General features: G+C 71.2%; 16 protein-coding genes. 4 read left to right on the top strand and 12 right to left on the bottom strand.

The features are described from left to right. Positions 1-97 precede the first annotated feature (97 nt). Positions 98-1,456, bottom strand: coding sequence for a (Fe-S)-binding protein (locus tag VLY81_RS05080; RefSeq protein ID WP_324669947.1), 1,359 nt, complete (start codon positions 1,454-1,456; stop codon positions 98-100). A 41-nt stretch (positions 1,457-1,497) separates the two neighbouring features. Next, entirely contained in the window at positions 1,498-2,928 is a 1,431-nt protein-coding gene (locus tag VLY81_RS05075; RefSeq protein ID WP_324669946.1) for an FAD-binding oxidoreductase, read from the bottom strand. A 146-nt stretch (positions 2,929-3,074) separates the two neighbouring features. On the opposite strand from VLY81_RS05075, the gene VLY81_RS05070 reads away from it, so the two are divergent. After that, the gene (locus VLY81_RS05070; protein ID WP_324669945.1) at positions 3,075-4,193 is read left to right on the top strand and encodes a DUF933 domain-containing protein; all 1,119 of its coding nucleotides are present in this window, start codon (positions 3,075-3,077) and stop codon (positions 4,191-4,193) included. Here VLY81_RS05070 and VLY81_RS05065 read toward each other — a convergent pair. Both VLY81_RS05065 and VLY81_RS05060 read right to left on the bottom strand, forming a co-directional pair. Then, on the bottom strand, positions 4,183-4,383 hold the full coding sequence (locus tag VLY81_RS05065) for a YHS domain-containing protein (protein WP_324669944.1): 201 nt from the start codon (positions 4,381-4,383) through the stop codon (positions 4,183-4,185). The genes VLY81_RS05070 and VLY81_RS05065 overlap by 11 nt on opposite strands. Then, on the bottom strand, positions 4,340-6,934 hold the full coding sequence (locus tag VLY81_RS05060; protein WP_324669943.1) for a heavy metal translocating P-type ATPase: 2,595 nt from the start codon (positions 6,932-6,934) through the stop codon (positions 4,340-4,342). Before VLY81_RS05060 ends, VLY81_RS05065 begins: the two co-directional genes overlap by 44 nt. 165 nt (positions 6,935-7,099) lie before the next feature. Here VLY81_RS05060 and VLY81_RS05055 point away from each other — a divergent pair, with 165 nt between their 5' ends. Beyond that, on the top strand, positions 7,100-8,011 hold the full coding sequence (locus VLY81_RS05055) for an arginase family protein (protein WP_324669942.1): 912 nt from the start codon (positions 7,100-7,102) through the stop codon (positions 8,009-8,011). On the opposite strand, the gene VLY81_RS05050 is transcribed toward VLY81_RS05055, so the two are convergent. The 7 genes from VLY81_RS05050 to VLY81_RS05025 form a co-directional block, all read right to left on the bottom strand. After that, on the bottom strand, positions 7,993-9,345 hold the full coding sequence (locus VLY81_RS05050; protein WP_324669941.1) for an MFS transporter: 1,353 nt from the start codon (positions 9,343-9,345) through the stop codon (positions 7,993-7,995). The genes VLY81_RS05055 and VLY81_RS05050 overlap by 19 nt on opposite strands. Beyond that, positions 9,342-10,100, bottom strand: a complete 759-nt coding sequence (locus VLY81_RS05045; protein WP_324669940.1) for a glycerophosphodiester phosphodiesterase — start codon at positions 10,098-10,100, stop codon at positions 9,342-9,344. The genes VLY81_RS05050 and VLY81_RS05045 overlap by 4 nt, the downstream gene beginning before the upstream one ends. A gap of 193 nt (positions 10,101-10,293) precedes the next feature. Continuing rightward, the gene (locus tag VLY81_RS05040; protein WP_324667953.1) at positions 10,294-10,584 is read right to left on the bottom strand and encodes a hypothetical protein; all 291 of its coding nucleotides are present in this window, start codon (positions 10,582-10,584) and stop codon (positions 10,294-10,296) included. Between the two features lie 36 nt (positions 10,585-10,620). Then, a complete protein-coding gene (locus tag VLY81_RS05035) occupies positions 10,621-11,223 on the bottom strand; it encodes an IS630 family transposase (protein WP_324669939.1) in 603 nt (200 codons plus the stop codon). Then, on the bottom strand, positions 11,220-11,432 hold the full coding sequence (locus VLY81_RS05030; RefSeq protein ID WP_324668534.1) for a hypothetical protein: 213 nt from the start codon (positions 11,430-11,432) through the stop codon (positions 11,220-11,222). Before VLY81_RS05030 ends, VLY81_RS05035 begins: the two co-directional genes overlap by 4 nt. Further along, positions 11,429-11,659: a helix-turn-helix domain-containing protein gene (locus VLY81_RS14570; protein WP_405001290.1), complete on the bottom strand. Its 231-nt coding sequence runs from the start codon at positions 11,657-11,659 to the stop codon at positions 11,429-11,431. Before VLY81_RS14570 ends, VLY81_RS05030 begins: the two co-directional genes overlap by 4 nt. A gap of 256 nt (positions 11,660-11,915) precedes the next feature. Continuing rightward, positions 11,916-12,329, bottom strand: coding sequence for a helix-turn-helix domain-containing protein (locus VLY81_RS05025; protein WP_324669938.1), 414 nt, complete (start codon positions 12,327-12,329; stop codon positions 11,916-11,918). Positions 12,330-12,877: 548 nt separating this feature from the next. On the opposite strand from VLY81_RS05025, the gene VLY81_RS05020 reads away from it, so the two are divergent. After that, the gene (locus VLY81_RS05020) at positions 12,878-14,227 is read left to right on the top strand and encodes an ArsB/NhaD family transporter (protein WP_324669937.1); all 1,350 of its coding nucleotides are present in this window, start codon (positions 12,878-12,880) and stop codon (positions 14,225-14,227) included. On the opposite strand, the gene VLY81_RS14565 is transcribed toward VLY81_RS05020, so the two are convergent. After that, positions 14,219-14,458: a WCX domain-containing protein gene (locus VLY81_RS14565; protein WP_405001335.1), complete on the bottom strand. Its 240-nt coding sequence runs from the start codon at positions 14,456-14,458 to the stop codon at positions 14,219-14,221. The genes VLY81_RS05020 and VLY81_RS14565 overlap by 9 nt on opposite strands. 224 nt (positions 14,459-14,682) lie before the next feature. On the opposite strand from VLY81_RS14565, the gene VLY81_RS05015 reads away from it, so the two are divergent. Further along, a complete protein-coding gene (locus VLY81_RS05015; protein WP_324669936.1) occupies positions 14,683-14,991 on the top strand; it encodes a 4Fe-4S dicluster domain-containing protein in 309 nt (102 codons plus the stop codon). Positions 14,992-15,017 lie beyond the last annotated feature (26 nt).

The following is a 15,017-nucleotide window of genomic DNA, read 5'->3' as shown; positions in this document are numbered from 1 at the left end:
CGGCAGCGCTATGTAAGCGCTCTCGTTACCAATAGCATGCGGCGAGGGGTGTCGCCTGTCAACGTGCGAAGGGGTTTTTCGCTCCTCGGAAATCGGCTCAGTCTCCCGAGACGCGACCGCGGGCGATGGCCTCGTCGAGGAGCTCGGCGATGTGACGCACCCGCAGGCCCTGCCGGTCGAGGCCGCTCTTGCGGGCGCCCACCAGGAGCTGCAGGTGGCAGGGGGTGTTGGCCACCGCCAGGATGGTGGCCCCGGTGGCGCGCACGTGGGCCATCTTGCGATCGAGCACCTGCTCGCTCATCTCGGGCTGGGTCAGGTTGTAGATGCCGCCCGCTCCACAGCACCGGTCCGCCTCGGGCAGCTCCACGTAGGTCAGGCCCGGGATGCGCCGCAGGAGCCGGCGCGGAGGCTCCACCACCCGCTGGACGTGGCGCAGGTGGCACGAGTCCTGATAGGTGACGACGCCCTCCAGCCGTCCCATGGGGGGCAGGGGAGCGTCCGCGAGCAGCTCGGAGAAGTCCCGCACCCGCTCCGCGAAACGCCGGGCGCGCTCGAGCCACCGCTGTCGCTCCGGGTCGCGCCCCCGATCCCCGTCCCGGACGTGGGCCAGCAGCTTGGGGTACTCCTTGAGCTGGGCGCCGCAGCCGCCGGCGATGTTGACGACGTAGTCGGCCTGCACCCGCTCGAAGGCCTCGATGTTGCGGCGGGCCTGCCGGACGGCCTGCTCCAGCTGGCCGGCATGGGCATGCACGGCGCCGCAGCACCCCTGGCCCTGAGGCACCACCACCTCGAAGCCGGCGGCCTCCAACACCCGGATGGCCGCCCGGCTCACGTCGGCCAGGGCCATCTCCTGCACACAACCCAGGAAGAAGGCGACCCGCCCCCGGCGGGGCACCCCCGTCCGCGTGCCGGCGCCCCGAGAGCCGGCCTTGCGCCACGGAGCTGGGACCGGCGGCAGGACCGCCTCCAATCGACCCAGCGAGGGCCAGAGCCGCTGCAAGAGCCCGGTCGCGCGCACCACCCGCTGCAGGCCCGTCGCCTGATACGCCCACAGCAGCCACCCGCCCAGCCTCAGCCATCTCGGCGAGCCCAATATGCGCCCGATGCCGACGGCGCGGACCAGACGCTCGGGCCAGGGCCGCGCCACCTGCCGCTCGACGGCCGCCCGAGCCTGCTCCAGGATGGCGCCGTAGGGCACGCCGGCCGGGCACGCCGTCTCGCAAGCCCGGCACCCGATGCACAGGTCCAGGTGCGGAGCGACGTCGCTCAGCGAGAGCATCCCCTCGTAGGCGGCCCGTACCAGCGCGATGCGCCCCCTGGGACTCTCCGGCTCGAGCAGGGTCTGACCGTAGGTGGGACAGGCCGGCAGGCAAAAGCCGCAGCGGATGCACCGATAGGTCAGATCGCCCGCCGTGTCCAGCCAGTCCGACGCGGCCCGCTGCGTCGTGCCCGTCATGCCCGACGCCGCCGGGGAGGGGACCCTCTCCGCCTGCACGCTCATGCGGCATGCACCACGCGGCGTCGACGACCTTGCTCGGCGAAGATCTTGCCCGGGTTGAGGATCCCCTGCGGGTCCAGGGCCTGCTTGACCGCCCGCATCACATCCAGGGTGGCGGGGCTCAGCCGCCACGGCAGGTACTCGCGCTTGGCGAGGCCGACGCCATGCTCTCCCGTGATGGTCCCGCCCAGGCGCACGGCCGCCTCGAAGATCTCCTCGAAGGCCGCCTCGACGCGAGCCATCTCCTCGCGGTCGCGCTCGTCGGTCAGGCACGTGGGGTGCAGATTGCCGTCGCCGGCGTGCCCGAAGGTGCAGACCTCCACCCGGTGGCGCTCGGCCGCCGCCTGGATGGCCCGCACCATCTCGGCCAGGCGCGACCGGGGCACCGTGGCGTCCTCCAGGATGGTGGTGGGGCGCCGTCGGGCCAGGGCCGAAAGCGCGTAGCGGCGCGCCGCCATCAGCCGGTCGCCCTCCGCATCGGAGGCGGCCACGTGCACCTCCCCTGCCCCCTCGCGCCGGCAGATCTCCGCCATGCGCTCGATTTCGCGGTCGACGGCCTCCCGGGGCCCGTCCTGCGCCAGGAGCAGCACGGCCTCGGCGCCAGCCGGCAGACCGACGTGGGCGTAGTCCTCGACCGCCTCGACCGTGCCCCGATCCAGAAACTCCAGCGTGGCCGGGATGATGTGCGCGGCGATGATGGCCGAGACGGCCCGCGCCGCCGCCTCCAGCTGCGAGAAGATGGCCAGGGCCACCCGGCGGTGCTCCGGCAACGGCAAGAGCTTGAGCGTGGCCCGGGTGATGACGCCCAGCGTCCCCTCGGAGCCCACGAAGAGGCGGGTCAGGTCGTAGCCGGCGACGTCCTTTACGTTCTTGCCGCCCGTCTCGATGAGCTGGCCACTGGCCAGCACCACCTGCAGGCCCATGACGTAGTCGCCGGTCACGCCGTACTTGAGCCCTCGCAGGCCTCCGGCGTTCTCCGCGAGGTTGCCCCCGATGGTGGAGATGGCCTGGCTGCCCGGGTCGGGCGGGTAGAAGAGCCCTCGCTGCTCGACCGCGCGGTGCAACTGGCTGGTGATGACGCCCGGCTCCACGGTGGCGGTCAGATTGGCCTCGTCGATCTCCAGGATGCGGTTCATCCGGGTCAGGGCCAGCACGATGCCGCCCGAGACCGGCACCGTGCCCCCGCTCAGGTTGGTGCCGCTGCCCCTGGGGATGACGGGCACCCGCTCCCGGGCGGCCAGGGCCACCACTTCTCGCACCTGCTCGGTGCTGGTGGGAAAGACCACCGCATCGGGCCGACCTCGGTGGCCCGGCGTCGCGTCGTAGCCGTAGACGGCCCGCTCGGCCGGGTCGATGACCACGCCGTCGGGACCGACGATCTGCCGCAGCTCCTCGAGGATCCGCTCGTCGAGGGGGGCCGACTTGCTCATGGGCGTCATCCTCGCTCCGACGTCTCAGCGTAAGACTACCATCCGCCCCGCGCCAACCCTGCCGCACGGGAGGAGGCGGGGATGCCGCCGAGAATGCAACCCGGGCCGATGGAGACGATCCCCGTGCAGGGAAAGGATGGCTCGGTTTGCGTCTGGGTCTGGTGAGCCTGCCGATGGCTGGCAAGTCCACGCTCATGGCCGCCGCTGCGGCCTGGGCCCGACTGGCGACACGCCCGGGGGAGGGAGGCGCTCCGCGCGCCGGCGACGGGGCCGCGCCGTCGGCCCCGGCATCGGGCGTGGTCGTAGCCCGCATCCCCGACGAGAGGGTCGACTGGCTGGCCGAGCAGTACCGGCCCCGCAAGGTGACCCACGCCACCATCGAGTGGGTGGAGGTGCCTGCCCTGGGGCCCGCTCATCTGCAGGCGCTGCACCGGCTCGACGCCGTGGCCCTGGTGGTGCGGGCCTTCGACCCCGAGCAGCGCAGCGTGCCCCACCCGGAGGGCCGGGTGGACCCGGTCGCCGACTTCCGCCGTCTGTGGGAGGAGTGGCTGTTGCTGGACTGGAGCCAGGTGCAGGGCCGTATCGAGCGCCTGCGCTCGACACAGTCGGTGCCCAAGGCCCAGCGTCGAGATATCGAGCGGGAGTTGAGCGTGCTCGAGCGGTGCCTGCAGGTCCTGGAGCAGGGCCTGCCGCTGAGCAAGGCTGCCCTCGATCCCGAGGAGGCCGCCCTGCTCAAGGGCTACTCGCTGGTCACCTTCCGCCCGGTGCTGCTGGCCGTCAACCTCGACGACGCCCAGCTGGCCGCGGGGGGAGACTACCCCGGCCGCGACGAGCTCCAAAGGGCCGCCTTGGGGCGGGTCGAGGCTGTCGTCGACTTGGCCGCCCGGCTCGAGCTGGAGCTGGCGGAGCTGGACGCGGAGTCACGGGAGGCCTTCGCGCAGGAGCTCCACCTGACGCTGCCCGTCGGCGTCGAGCGGCTGGGGCGGGCAGCCTACGATGCCTGCGGCCTCATCGCCTTCTTGACGGCCGGCGAGGACGAGGTGCGGGCCTGGACCATCACCCGGGGCACCGTCGCCCGAGACGCCGCCGGCAAGGTCCACTCCGACATCGCGCGAGGCTTCATCCGCGCGGAGGTGGTGGCCTTCGACGACCTCAAGGAGGCCGGCTCGCTGGCCCGGGCGCGCGAGCGCGGCCTCTTGCGCCTCGAGGGCAAGGACTACGTGGTGCAGGATGGCGACGTCATCGAGTTCCGCTTCAACGTGTGACGCCGGGCGACCCGTGTCCGTGCGCGTGGTGGCCGTGGTCGTGGTGAGACGGGTGGCCCTCGCCGGCGTCGCCCCTCAGGTAGCGCTCCGGGTCGGCGTCGAAGGCCCGCTTGCAGCCCGGCCCGCAGAAGTAGTAGGTCTTGCCCTCATGCTGTGACGTGAACCGGGCGGTCCTCTCGTCGACCTGCATCCCGCACGGCAGGCACACGGCCATCTCCATGACCCCCTCCATCTCCGCCGCCGTGGCGCCGCTCCGGCGCCCGGCGGTCGCTGAATCGAAACCGCCTGAGCCGCAACGCATTGGTGACGACCGAGACCGAGCTGAACGCCATCGCCGCCCCTGCCAGCACCGGTGACAGGAAGCCCGCGGCCGCCACCGGGATGCCGACGGTGTTGTAGAAGAGGGCCCAGAAGAGGTTCTGGCGGACGTTGCGGATGGTGGCGCGGCTGAGGCGGATGCTGTCGACGAGCCCCATCAGATCGCCGCTCATCAGCGTGACATCGGCTGACTCGATGGCGACGTCCGCCCCGGTGCCGATGGCGAAGCCGACGTCGGCGGTGGCCAGGGCCGGCGCGTCGTTGATGCCGTCGCCCACCATGCCGACAACCTTGCCCCGCACCTGCAGTTCCTTGACCTTGTCGGCCTTCTGCTGTGGGAGTACCTCGGCGAACGTGTGCGCCTCGTCGATGCCCACTTGACGGGCGATGGCCACGGCCGTGCGGCGGTTGTCGCCGGTGAGCATGTAGACCTCGATGCCCATCCGCTGGAGTTCCCGGATGGCCTCGGCCGAGCCTTCCTTGACGGTGTCGGCCACGGCTACCACACCCAGCACGCGCCCGTCGACGGCCACGATCATGGCCGTCTTGCCCTGCTCCTCGAAGCGCGCCACGTGCGGCTCGGCCTGGCTGACGTCGATGCCGCGTTCGGCGAATAGCCGCCGGTTGCCGACCAGCACCTGCCGCCCGGCCACCTCCGCCCGCACTCCATGGCCCGGTATGGCCTCGAAGCCGGCCAGCGGCTCCAGCGTCAGCCCCCGGTCACGGGCCGCCTGGGCGATGGCCTGCCCCAGCGGGTGCTCGGAGCCCGCCTCCGCCGAGGCGGCCGTGCGGAGCACCTCGAGCGCCGCCTGCGGCCCCCCATCCTCGCCGGAGCCGAGCGCCACGACGTCGGTCAGCACTGGCTCGCCGCGCGTGATGGTGCCGGTCTTGTCGAGGATGACGCCATTGAGCTTGTGGGCCAGCTCCAGGTGCTCGCCGCCCTTGATGAGGATGCCGCGCTCGGCTCCCTTGCCGGTGCCGACCATGATGGAGGTGGGCGTCGCCAGCCCCATGGCGCACGGGCAAGCGATGACCAGCACGGCCACGAAGTTGACCAGGGCCCGCGTGAAGTCGCCGGGAGCCGCCCACAGGTACCAGACGAAGAAGGTGACGGCGGCGACGGCGATGACGGCGGGCACGAAGTAGGCCGACACCCGATCGGCGTAGCGCTGGATGGGGGCCTTGCGGCCCTGGGCCTCCTCGACGATGCGGATGATCTGGGCCAGGGCCGTCTCCTTGCCCACCCGGGTCGCCTCGAAGACGAACCGGCCCGTCTTGTTGAGGGTGGCGCCGATGACGATGTCGCCCGGCCCCTTGTCGACGGGCAGGCTCTCGCCGGTCAGCATCGACTCGTCGACGGCCGAGTAGCCCTCCACCACCACCCCGTCGACGGGGATCTTCTCGCCCGGCCGCACCACGATGCGGTCGCCCACCTCAACCTGTTCGACGGGCACCTCGACCTCGGCCCCGTCACGCAGCACCCGGGCCGTCTTGGGCTGCAGGCCCATCAGCTTGCGGATGGCCTCGCTGGTGCGGCCCTTGGCCACCGCCTCGAGGTACTTGCCCAGGATGATGAGGGTGATGATGATGGCGCTGGTCTCGAAGTAGACGTGGTGCGCGCCCGGCACCAGCGGCCCGGCCAGGGTGACGGCCAGGCTGTACAGGTACGCCGCCGTGGTACCCATGGCGACCAGGACGGACATGTTGGCGCTGCGGTTCTTGAGGTTGTGGTAGCTGTCCCGGTAGAACTGCCAGCCGGCGACCAGCTGCACCGGCGTCGCCATGGCGAGCTGAAACCAGGGGTCGAAGACGACGGACGGCAGGGCTCGGCCCAGGGTCGGGATCAGCTCGCCCAGCATGTAGGTCAAGAGGGGAAGCGAGAAGAGAGCCGACAGCGCCAGCAGCCGTCGCTGGCGGCTGATCTCTCGGGCTCGGGCCTCCCGCTCCCGGTCGGGGGTCGGCTCGGCCTCGGACGCCCGGTACCCCTGCGCCTCGACCGCCCGCCGCACCTCGTCGTCGGACAGGTCGCCCACGTACCGGACCGTCGCGGTCTCGGTGGCCAGGTTGACCGTGGCCTGCACCACGGACGGCAGGCGCGACAGCGCCCTCTCGACCCGCTGGGCGCAGGCCGCGCACGTCATGCCCTCGATGCGGAAGCGACGCTCGGTGGTGCGCACCTGATACCCCAGCGACTGGATGGCGTCGACCAGGGATGCCGCCGAGGCCCGACGGGGGTCCCACTCGACGGCCGCCTTCTCCAGCGCCAGGTTGACCGTGGCGTGCGTCACGCCCTCGGTGCGCTGCAGCTTGCGCTCGATGCGGGCCGCGCACGAGGCACAGGTCATGCCCCCGATGTCGAGGGTGGCGCGGACCGGCCTTGCGTCACGGGACTCGACCGCCATCTCGGTCCTGGCATCCGTCATGCGCGGGCCTCCGTTCGCAGATACCCCATGAGGGTATCATCTCGCTGCATTCTACGTCGGGTCACTGCCCCTGTCAACGGTGGGCCTCCGGACCGGCCCTTGCATCTGGGCGAAAGGCTGGTAGATTGGGAATGGCAGCGACCCTGGTCCAGGTGGCGGGCATGCATGCTGCGGGGCGTCACCATCGTCGACAGCGCCGGCGTGGTGAGGCAGCAGGCCCGGCTCGTGGACGCGTACGCTCCCCAACTCGTGACGACGACACCACCTGCCGCATCGTATCGCTACTTCATGCCACACCGGGCCCTGCCGGCCCTGGCGCGCCAGCTGGGTCGCGCACGACAGACCGCGCTTTTCCTGGGGGCCGGCGACTTCCACCACCTCACGGCCGCCATGGCCCTGGCGTGGAGCGAGGGGCCCGACGGGGCTCCAAGCCGCCCGATGGCCCTGGTCGTCTTCGACGCCCACCCGGAGTGGAGCGTGCCCCCTCCGGGCTACATCCATTGCGGGTCGTGGCTGCCCGAGGTGCTGGCCATGCGCCACGTGGCGGCCGTGGCCCTGGTGGGGGTGGGCCCGTTGAGCTCGCAGGGGCTCCTCGCCCCCCGGCTGCTGCAGGCTGTGGCGCCGGCGGCGCGGGAGGGGCGCCTGCGGGTCTACCCGGCCTTGCGGGCAACCGCGGACGAGCTGGAGGCGGCCCTCCCCCGGCTCCGGCGGGTGACGTCCCTGGAGGCCGGCCTCGAGGCGGCCGTCGACGACCTGGTGGCCTTCCTCGGCGATGCCGCCGTCTACGTCTCCGTCGACAAGGACGTGGTGCGGGGCGAGGAGCTGCCGGGGCGGTGGGGCGGCGGTCTTCTGGCGGCGCGCGACCTGCTGCGGACGATCGAGGCGCTGACCATGCGCCTGGGCGACACCCGCCTCGTGGGTCTCGACATCTGTGGCGAGTACGAGCCGCGCCTGCCGCTACCGGCGCTCGATCCCGTGGTCGCCCTGCACGAGGCCTTCAACCTGCATCTGTTGGAGCTGGTGCTGGCGCGGCGTGCCACCGGCCATCCGAGCGGACCTCAGCTGGCAGCGGCCTGATCGGGAGCAGCCGCGGCCGCCGTCCTCGGCGCCTCTCCCCGGCGCACCCGCAGCATGAGCCCGGACGCCACGGCCATCGCGACCGCCGCCGCCGGAAACATGACGCCCCGGCCCAGCACATCCATCAGCCAGCCGAAGACGGGTGGCGCCACGATGGCGGCCAGGGTGGAGAAGAGGTAGTAGAGCCCCGTATAGGCCCCGGTGCGGCTCGCGGTGGTGGCGTCGACCACCATGGGATAGGAGTTGATGTTGACCAGGGCCCAGAAGAGTCCGGCCCCCAGCAGCGCCACCCGCAGCCCCATCCCCGGCCCTACGCCCGCCATGACGAGCAGCATGGCGACCAGCCCCGCCAGACCCGCCAGGATGGTGCGGCGTCGTCCCGCGGCCGTGGCGATGATGCCCGCCGGGATGGAGAAGATCAGGAAAGCCAGGGGGAAGAAGCCCAGCACGAAGGAGGCGTCCGCGGGCTGCATCCCCCACACCTCCACCCCGTACAACGTGAAGAGGGCCTCGACCCCGCTCCATCCGATGAACCAGCAGAAGATGGCCAGCAGCAGGTGGCGGGTGCTGCGATCCGGGTCCCGCCAGACCTCCACCAGCGCCCGCAAGATGCCACCCCCGGCCCTGCTCGATGCCTGCAGCGCCCCGCCCGCCTCTCCATCGTCGGTCGCGGCGGCGGCCGGGCCCTCTGCGGGCCGGGGTTCGCGGATGGCGCGCAGCAAGATGGCCAGCACGGCCAGCATCAGCACCGACGTCGCGGCGAAGGGGAGCGCCGGGTCGACCCGGTACAGCGACGAGAAGCCGAAGAGGGCCACCAGCGCCCCGAGGCCCCCCATGAAGTTGATGATGCCGTTGGCCTTGCTGCGCAGGGGCGATGGGGTGATGTCGGGCATCAAGGCCACGGCCGGCGCTCGAAAGGTGGCCATCGCGACGTTCATGACGACGAGGCCGGCCAGCATCCAGGCCAGATGGGCCCGCACCAGCGGAATCAGCGTGAAGGACAGCGCCGCGACCGGGATGCCTGCCGCAAGGTACGGCATGCGCCGGCCGATGCGGGTCCACGTGCGATCGCTGAGCGCACCCACCCAGGGCTGCAGCGTGACCGCCGCGACGTTGTCGAAGGTCATGATGGCACCCACGAGAGCGGTCCGGTAGGGGCGGTCGGCCAGCGCCTCGCCCAGGAAGAGGGGGACGTAGGCGTTGTAGACCGACCAGCTCAGGGTGATGACCAGGAAGCCCAGACCCAGCACGAACAGCCTGCCGTAGGAGAACGCCACGGGCGGCTGCGCTCCTTTCGCCGGGTCGACCGCCTCCGACCGCCTCTGTGCGCTCATCGGCCCAACACCGACCGGACGGCAGCCGGGTCGTTGGTGATGATGGCGTCGACCCCGCAAGCAGCGACCCGGCGCACCTCGTCGGGTGCGTCGACGGTCCAGGTGTGCACCGCCAGACCTGCCCGGTGGGCTCCCTCGACGAGCTCGGGAATGACGACGTAGTGCGGGGGATGCAACGCGTCGGCCGGCACCTGCCGGGCGTAGATCCAGGGCTCCACCAGGCCCTCCACGTAGAGGATGCCCGTGCGCAGGGACGGCTCGATCCGCTTCACCTCTCGCAACGCGAAGTGGTTGAAGGAGGAGATGACGCAGCGCTCCTCGAGCCCCAGACGCCGCACCGTCTCGACCACCCGCTGCACGAGGCCAGGGCGGCTCGACGGGCCCGCCTTGAGCTCGATGTTGATGAGCCGCAGGGCCCCTCCGACGGCCTCAAGGACCTCCGCGAGGGTGGGGATGCGCTCGCCGGCGAAGCCCGGGCCGAACCACCTGCCGGCATCCAGGGAGCGCAGCTCGGCCAGGGTCATCTCGTGCACCCAGCCGCGCCCGTCGGTGGTGCGGTCCACCTGATCGTCGTGGATGACGACCAGCTCGCCGTCCCGGCTGAGGTGGACGTCCAGCTCGATCCCGTCCGCCCCCGACTCCACCGCGAGACGAAAAGCGGCCAGGGTACTCTCGGGGGCGTGGGCCGAGGCGCCCCGGTGGGCCAGCACCAGGGGCCGGGCCGGTGGCGAGATGGAGACGGCAGGCGAGTCCATCGCGTCATCCCCTCACGCGGCGACTCGTGGGGCCAGGCGTGCGAGGGCCCGACGATTCAGGATTCGACCGGGTGGCAGTCCTTTCCTTTCAGCCCCGCCTCCGGCGCCATGGCGGCTCCGTGACTAGTAGTGCGTCCCACAAGTTCGTTCACTGCCGCGGGAACGTCACAAGAGGAGCGAGAGGAAGATGCGGCTAGAGCTCCAGGAGAACCCAGCCGAACTGCTCGGTTACCAGGCTGAACAGTTCGGCAAGGGTTCCGGTGAAGGGCGTGGGCTCCCACCCCCCGCGGTGGTTGGCCATGTCCAGCGCGTACCGGCCTTGGTCGATGCGGCCGAAGCGAAGGCGCGGCATCTTCTCGCCCCCCTCCTCCGCGTAGATGACCAGGTGACGGCCTCGGCTCAGCACGCCCAGGTGGGTGAACCCCCGGGCCGTGAGGAGCTGCTGGATCTCCTCCCGGGCTGCCTCATTGAGGACTCGACGCACCTCGGGCCGGTCCCACCAAGGAGGCCTTGGCGGCACTTATGCCACCGCCCTCTCCTGCATCGGGTACCCCCGGAAGGTCCAGTGGAAGGGGTGACCCTCCTCGGTATTCCACCGGGCGATGAAGGCCAGCACGCGCTCTCGCAGTTCCTCGGCGGAGTGGAAGTCCCCGTGCTTGAGGCACCGGCGCTGCAGGATGGAGAAGAAGATCTCCACCTGGTTCACCCACGACGCATGCCGCGGCGTGTACACGAACTCGAACTTCCCGCCGTGACGGGCGTTGAAGCGGCTCCACCGCGCCTGCGGGCCGTCATGGTGGATGTCGAGGTTGTCCCAGATCACGATGATCCGCGCCGCCTCCCGGTACGCCTCGGCGACTGCCTCCAGGAGGCTCACCAGGTCCTCCGCCGTCCGCGTCGGCCCGCAGCGCGCCGTGACGCGCCCGGTACGGATGTCGAAGGCGGCCAACAGCGACTGGGTCCCATGGCGGATGTATTCGTACTCGCAGCGCCCGGGCCTGCCGGGGATCGCGCGGCGCGTCTCGTGCTTGCGCTCCAGCGCCTGCATCCCGGTCTTTTCGTCGATGCACAAGATGACGGCATCGTCCGGTGGGTCCCGGTACAGGCCGACGATGCGGTTCACCTTCGGCTTGAAGTCCGGGTCGGGCTGTGCAGCCACATGCGCACCCGGTGAGGCCGCAGGGCGTTTTGCTCCAGGGTCCGCCAGATGCTGCTCCGGCTCATCGGCAAACCGAGGGTCCGTCGGACGGCATCGGTGAGGGTGTCGTACGTCCAGAGCGTCTGGCCTTCGAAGCCGTAGTTGGCGGGGGCGTCGCAGGCCAGGGCGATCACCTCGCAGCGCTGCTCCGGGCCAAGCGCGGCGGTCGCCCCGAGCGGGGTCGATCGTAGAGGCCGGCGACGCCCGCCTCGAGGAACCGGTCCCGCCACTTGCGGACCGTCCGCTCCGTGACGCCGACGCAGGCGGCGACTCGTGCGACCGAGGAACGGTGGTGAAACAGCCCCAGATGATGGAAGCCCGCAGCCAGAGCCGGTGCTCGACCTTCTGGCCGAACTTCCACTCCCGCAGCGCTTTGCGCTGGTCCGCGGTGAGCTCGGGCAGCGGCCAGCTCACCGGGTCCGCGCTCCGCATCGCCATACGGGCAGCCGTTTCCGGGTCACCTTTGACCCCCGCGAACGTCTCCGGATCCCGTCGTGGCGCCAGTTCGCGCCCTTCGGCCGGACTCCTGCTGCCCTGCGAAATTTCTTGCCCGGCTGTGCCGGTTTAGGTTGTCAAGGAGCCGTCATGTCCAGGGAACGAACTTGTGGGACGTAGTACTAGCGCCCACCCTCCGGGACACCCGTCCCCTCCGCCGCCTCCCAGCGTCGGCCGCCCATGCGGTGCAGCCGATCCAGGACGAAGCGGGCCACGTCCAGTGCGAGCTCCAGCTCTCCTGGCGCCCGGGCCTGGTAGACGAGCTCCTGCCAGCGAGCTTCGTACCCGCCCGTCGCCCCTTCTCGGGGCGAGGCCATCAGCTCTGCCGGGGAGACCCCGAGCGCCCGGGCCAGCCTGTCGACCCCGTCGAGGGTGATGTTGCGCTCCCCCCGCTCGATGCCTCCGACGTAGGCCGGGTGCATCCCCGCCCGTTGGGCCAGCTGCTGCTGGGTCAGGCCCTGGCGCGTGCGCATCTCCCTCACCCGCTGCCCGAAGACGGCGCGCAGGCGGCCGACGCCCGCCCCATCGGCTCTCATCTCGGCCGTCCCCTAAAGGAGCCAGCGGACGCCCGCCCGTGACACGCCCAAGGGAGCGACACCCTTCCCGGCGGCGCGTCACGACGATCGAGTAACGCAAGAGCCGGGGGCCTACTCTGGCGGCAGATAGGGACAAGCTGACCGGGCATCCCGCGGTTGCGCAGGATACCGATCCGTATCATGATAATACTCAAGAGTGCCGTCCTCCCGCAGCGGCACCGCTTTGGCCGCGGCGCGAGATGCCGAAACCGGTGGCGTGGCACCCACCCGATTCGGCGAGGCCGGGGCGGTCTCCTTGCAGCACGGTCGCTCTCGCGGCCAGCACGCTCGGCGTGCGTTGCCCGCGGCTCGCGGCGTGGGGGGCGGCACTTCGTGTGCCCATCGGGCAGCCGGGCATCCGGGGGTCTGGGGGCGCCCGCCACGTCTTGCGCTGGCAAGGTCGGCGCTGGATGACGGTGGGCGCCCCCGCGTCTCGGCGCCGGACCTTGCCGGCTTTTCGCCGTCGCGACTAGGATCGGGGAGCATTCGTTCGGCCGGGGTGGACAGGCGTGCTCCAAAGCGGTTCCTGGCTGGTCGGGCTCCTCTTCGCCGCGACGGTGGCCGGCATCTTGTGGCGGCCGCGCGGGATCCACGAGGCCTGGGTCGCGGGCGCCGGCGCGGCCTTGATGCTGCTGCTCGGCGCGGTACATCCCGGGGCCGCCGCGCCGGTGCTTCGGGAGACCTCGCCGGTGCTGGCCTTCCTGGCCGGTGTGCTGGTGGTGGCCGCCGTGGCCGAGCGGGCCGGGGTCTTCACGTGGGCCGCCCTCTGGACGGCCCGCCTGGCCGGCAGCAGCCTGCGGCGGCTCTTCGTGGCCAGCTACCTCTTGGGCTCGGCGGTGACCATCCTCTTCAGCCTCGACACCACCGCCGTGGTGCTGGCACCGGTAGTCTTCCGGCTGGTGCAGCAGGCAGGGGCCGACCCCGTGCCCTTCGCCTTCCTCTCCGTCTACGTGGCCAACGTCACGTCGCTGTTGCTGCCGGTCAGCAACCTGACCAACCTTCTCATCCAGGCACGCTACGAGTTGCCGTTCTGGGAGTTCGCGCGGGTCATGGCGTTGCCCGCCTTGCTGGCCGGGGCGGTCAACCTGGGGTTGCTGTACGCCGTCTTCCGACGCCGCCTCCAGGGCCGACTCGACACCCGGGCGCTCGAGGTGCAGGTGCGGGCGTTGAGCCGCTCTCCCTTCTTGCGGTGGAGCTTGGGCATCTCGGCGGTGACCATCCTGGGCTTCGGCGTGGCCGGATGGGTGGGCGTCCCCCTCTGGCCGGTGGCGGTCGCCGGCGGCATCGCTTCGGCCGTCCTGGCCCTGCGTCGGCGCGAGGTGACGCCCAGCTTCTTCGTGCGGGGTGTGGCCTGGGCCGTCATCCCGTTCGTGATGGGGCTCTTCGTGGTCATCGAGGGCTTCCGCACCAGCGGCGCCGGTCGCGAGCTGGTGGCGGCGGCTCTCACCCCGGCGGCGGCAGCCGAGACCCTGAGCGGCCATGCCGCCAGCCGACCGACCGACCTGTGGGCGACGCTGGAGTCGCTGGGGCGATTCGTCGCCCTCACCGCGCTGGGCAGCAACCTCGTCAACAACATCCCCATGACCCTCCTGGGCATGGGCGCGCTGGAGGCCGACGCCGCCATCGACGCCGGAGGCGAGGGAGCCCTGGGCGGACTTGCGCCCTACGCACTCCTGCTGGGCGTCAACATCGGCCCGCTGTTGACGGTGGTGGGGTCGCTGGCCACCATCCTCTCCCTCACGCTGCTGCGGCAACGGGGCGTCGAGGTCGGCGGATGGCAGTACCTGCGCATGGGATTGCTCGTGATGCCGCCCACGCTGGCGGCCGCCACCCTCGGGCTCTTGTTGCAACTACGCTGAGGCCTGCGGGGAGGAGAGGGTCGCTCTCGTTGCGACAGGGCGCCCGGGCTCCCCCGCGGCGAGCGCCACGAGTGGAGGCGGCGTACCCGGCCTTTCGTAGAGGCCAGCGGCGGCCTCCATCTGCCGGGCGATGGTCCGGCGGAGCTCCTCGGGCTCCAGCACCTCGACCCACGGCCCCCAGGAGCGGATCCACGGCTCGAGCTGGAGCGTGTGCCCGACCTCCAGCGTCAGGATGCAGCCGCCTTAGCCTCTCGGCCTTGCGCATGGCCCGGCTCATGCTCTCGCCCCCTGGCGCCCGTCACGGCCGGTGCACGACAAAACGCGACTCCTGCCTAGGATCCGGGGCGGGCGCGTGGTATCCTACTGGTGGCCTTGGGGGTCGGGGCACCTCGCCTGCCCCTGCGGCAGCCATAAAGAGGGTATAATGGAGCAGCGACGGGAGGAGAGGTTGATAGATGGCGTTCGTCATCGCCGAGCCGTGCATTGACACCAAGGATACCTCCTGCGTCGAGGTGTGTCCGGTCGACTGCATCCACCCGGGCAAGTCCGAGGGGCAATACGACGAGGTGCAGCAGCTCTACATCGACCCCGACGAGTGCATCGACTGCGGTGCCTGCGAGCCGGCCTGCCCGGTGGAGGCCATCTTCCCCGAGGACGAGGTCCCCGAGCAGTGGAAGTCGTACATCGAGAAGAACGCGGACTGGTACAAGCTCTCGGCCGAGGAGTTCGAGGCCAAGTGGGGGTCGCCGGGCCGCAAGGCGTGACGGCCGGCTGACGCACTCACCGGCGC

Source organism: Limnochorda sp. LNt (assembly GCF_035593265.1).
Lineage (GTDB): Bacteria > Bacillota > Limnochordia > Limnochordales > Geochordaceae > Geochorda > Geochorda subterranea.
The sequence above is the reverse complement of the archived record's forward strand: the minus strand, read 5'-3'. Positions and strand labels throughout refer to the sequence as shown.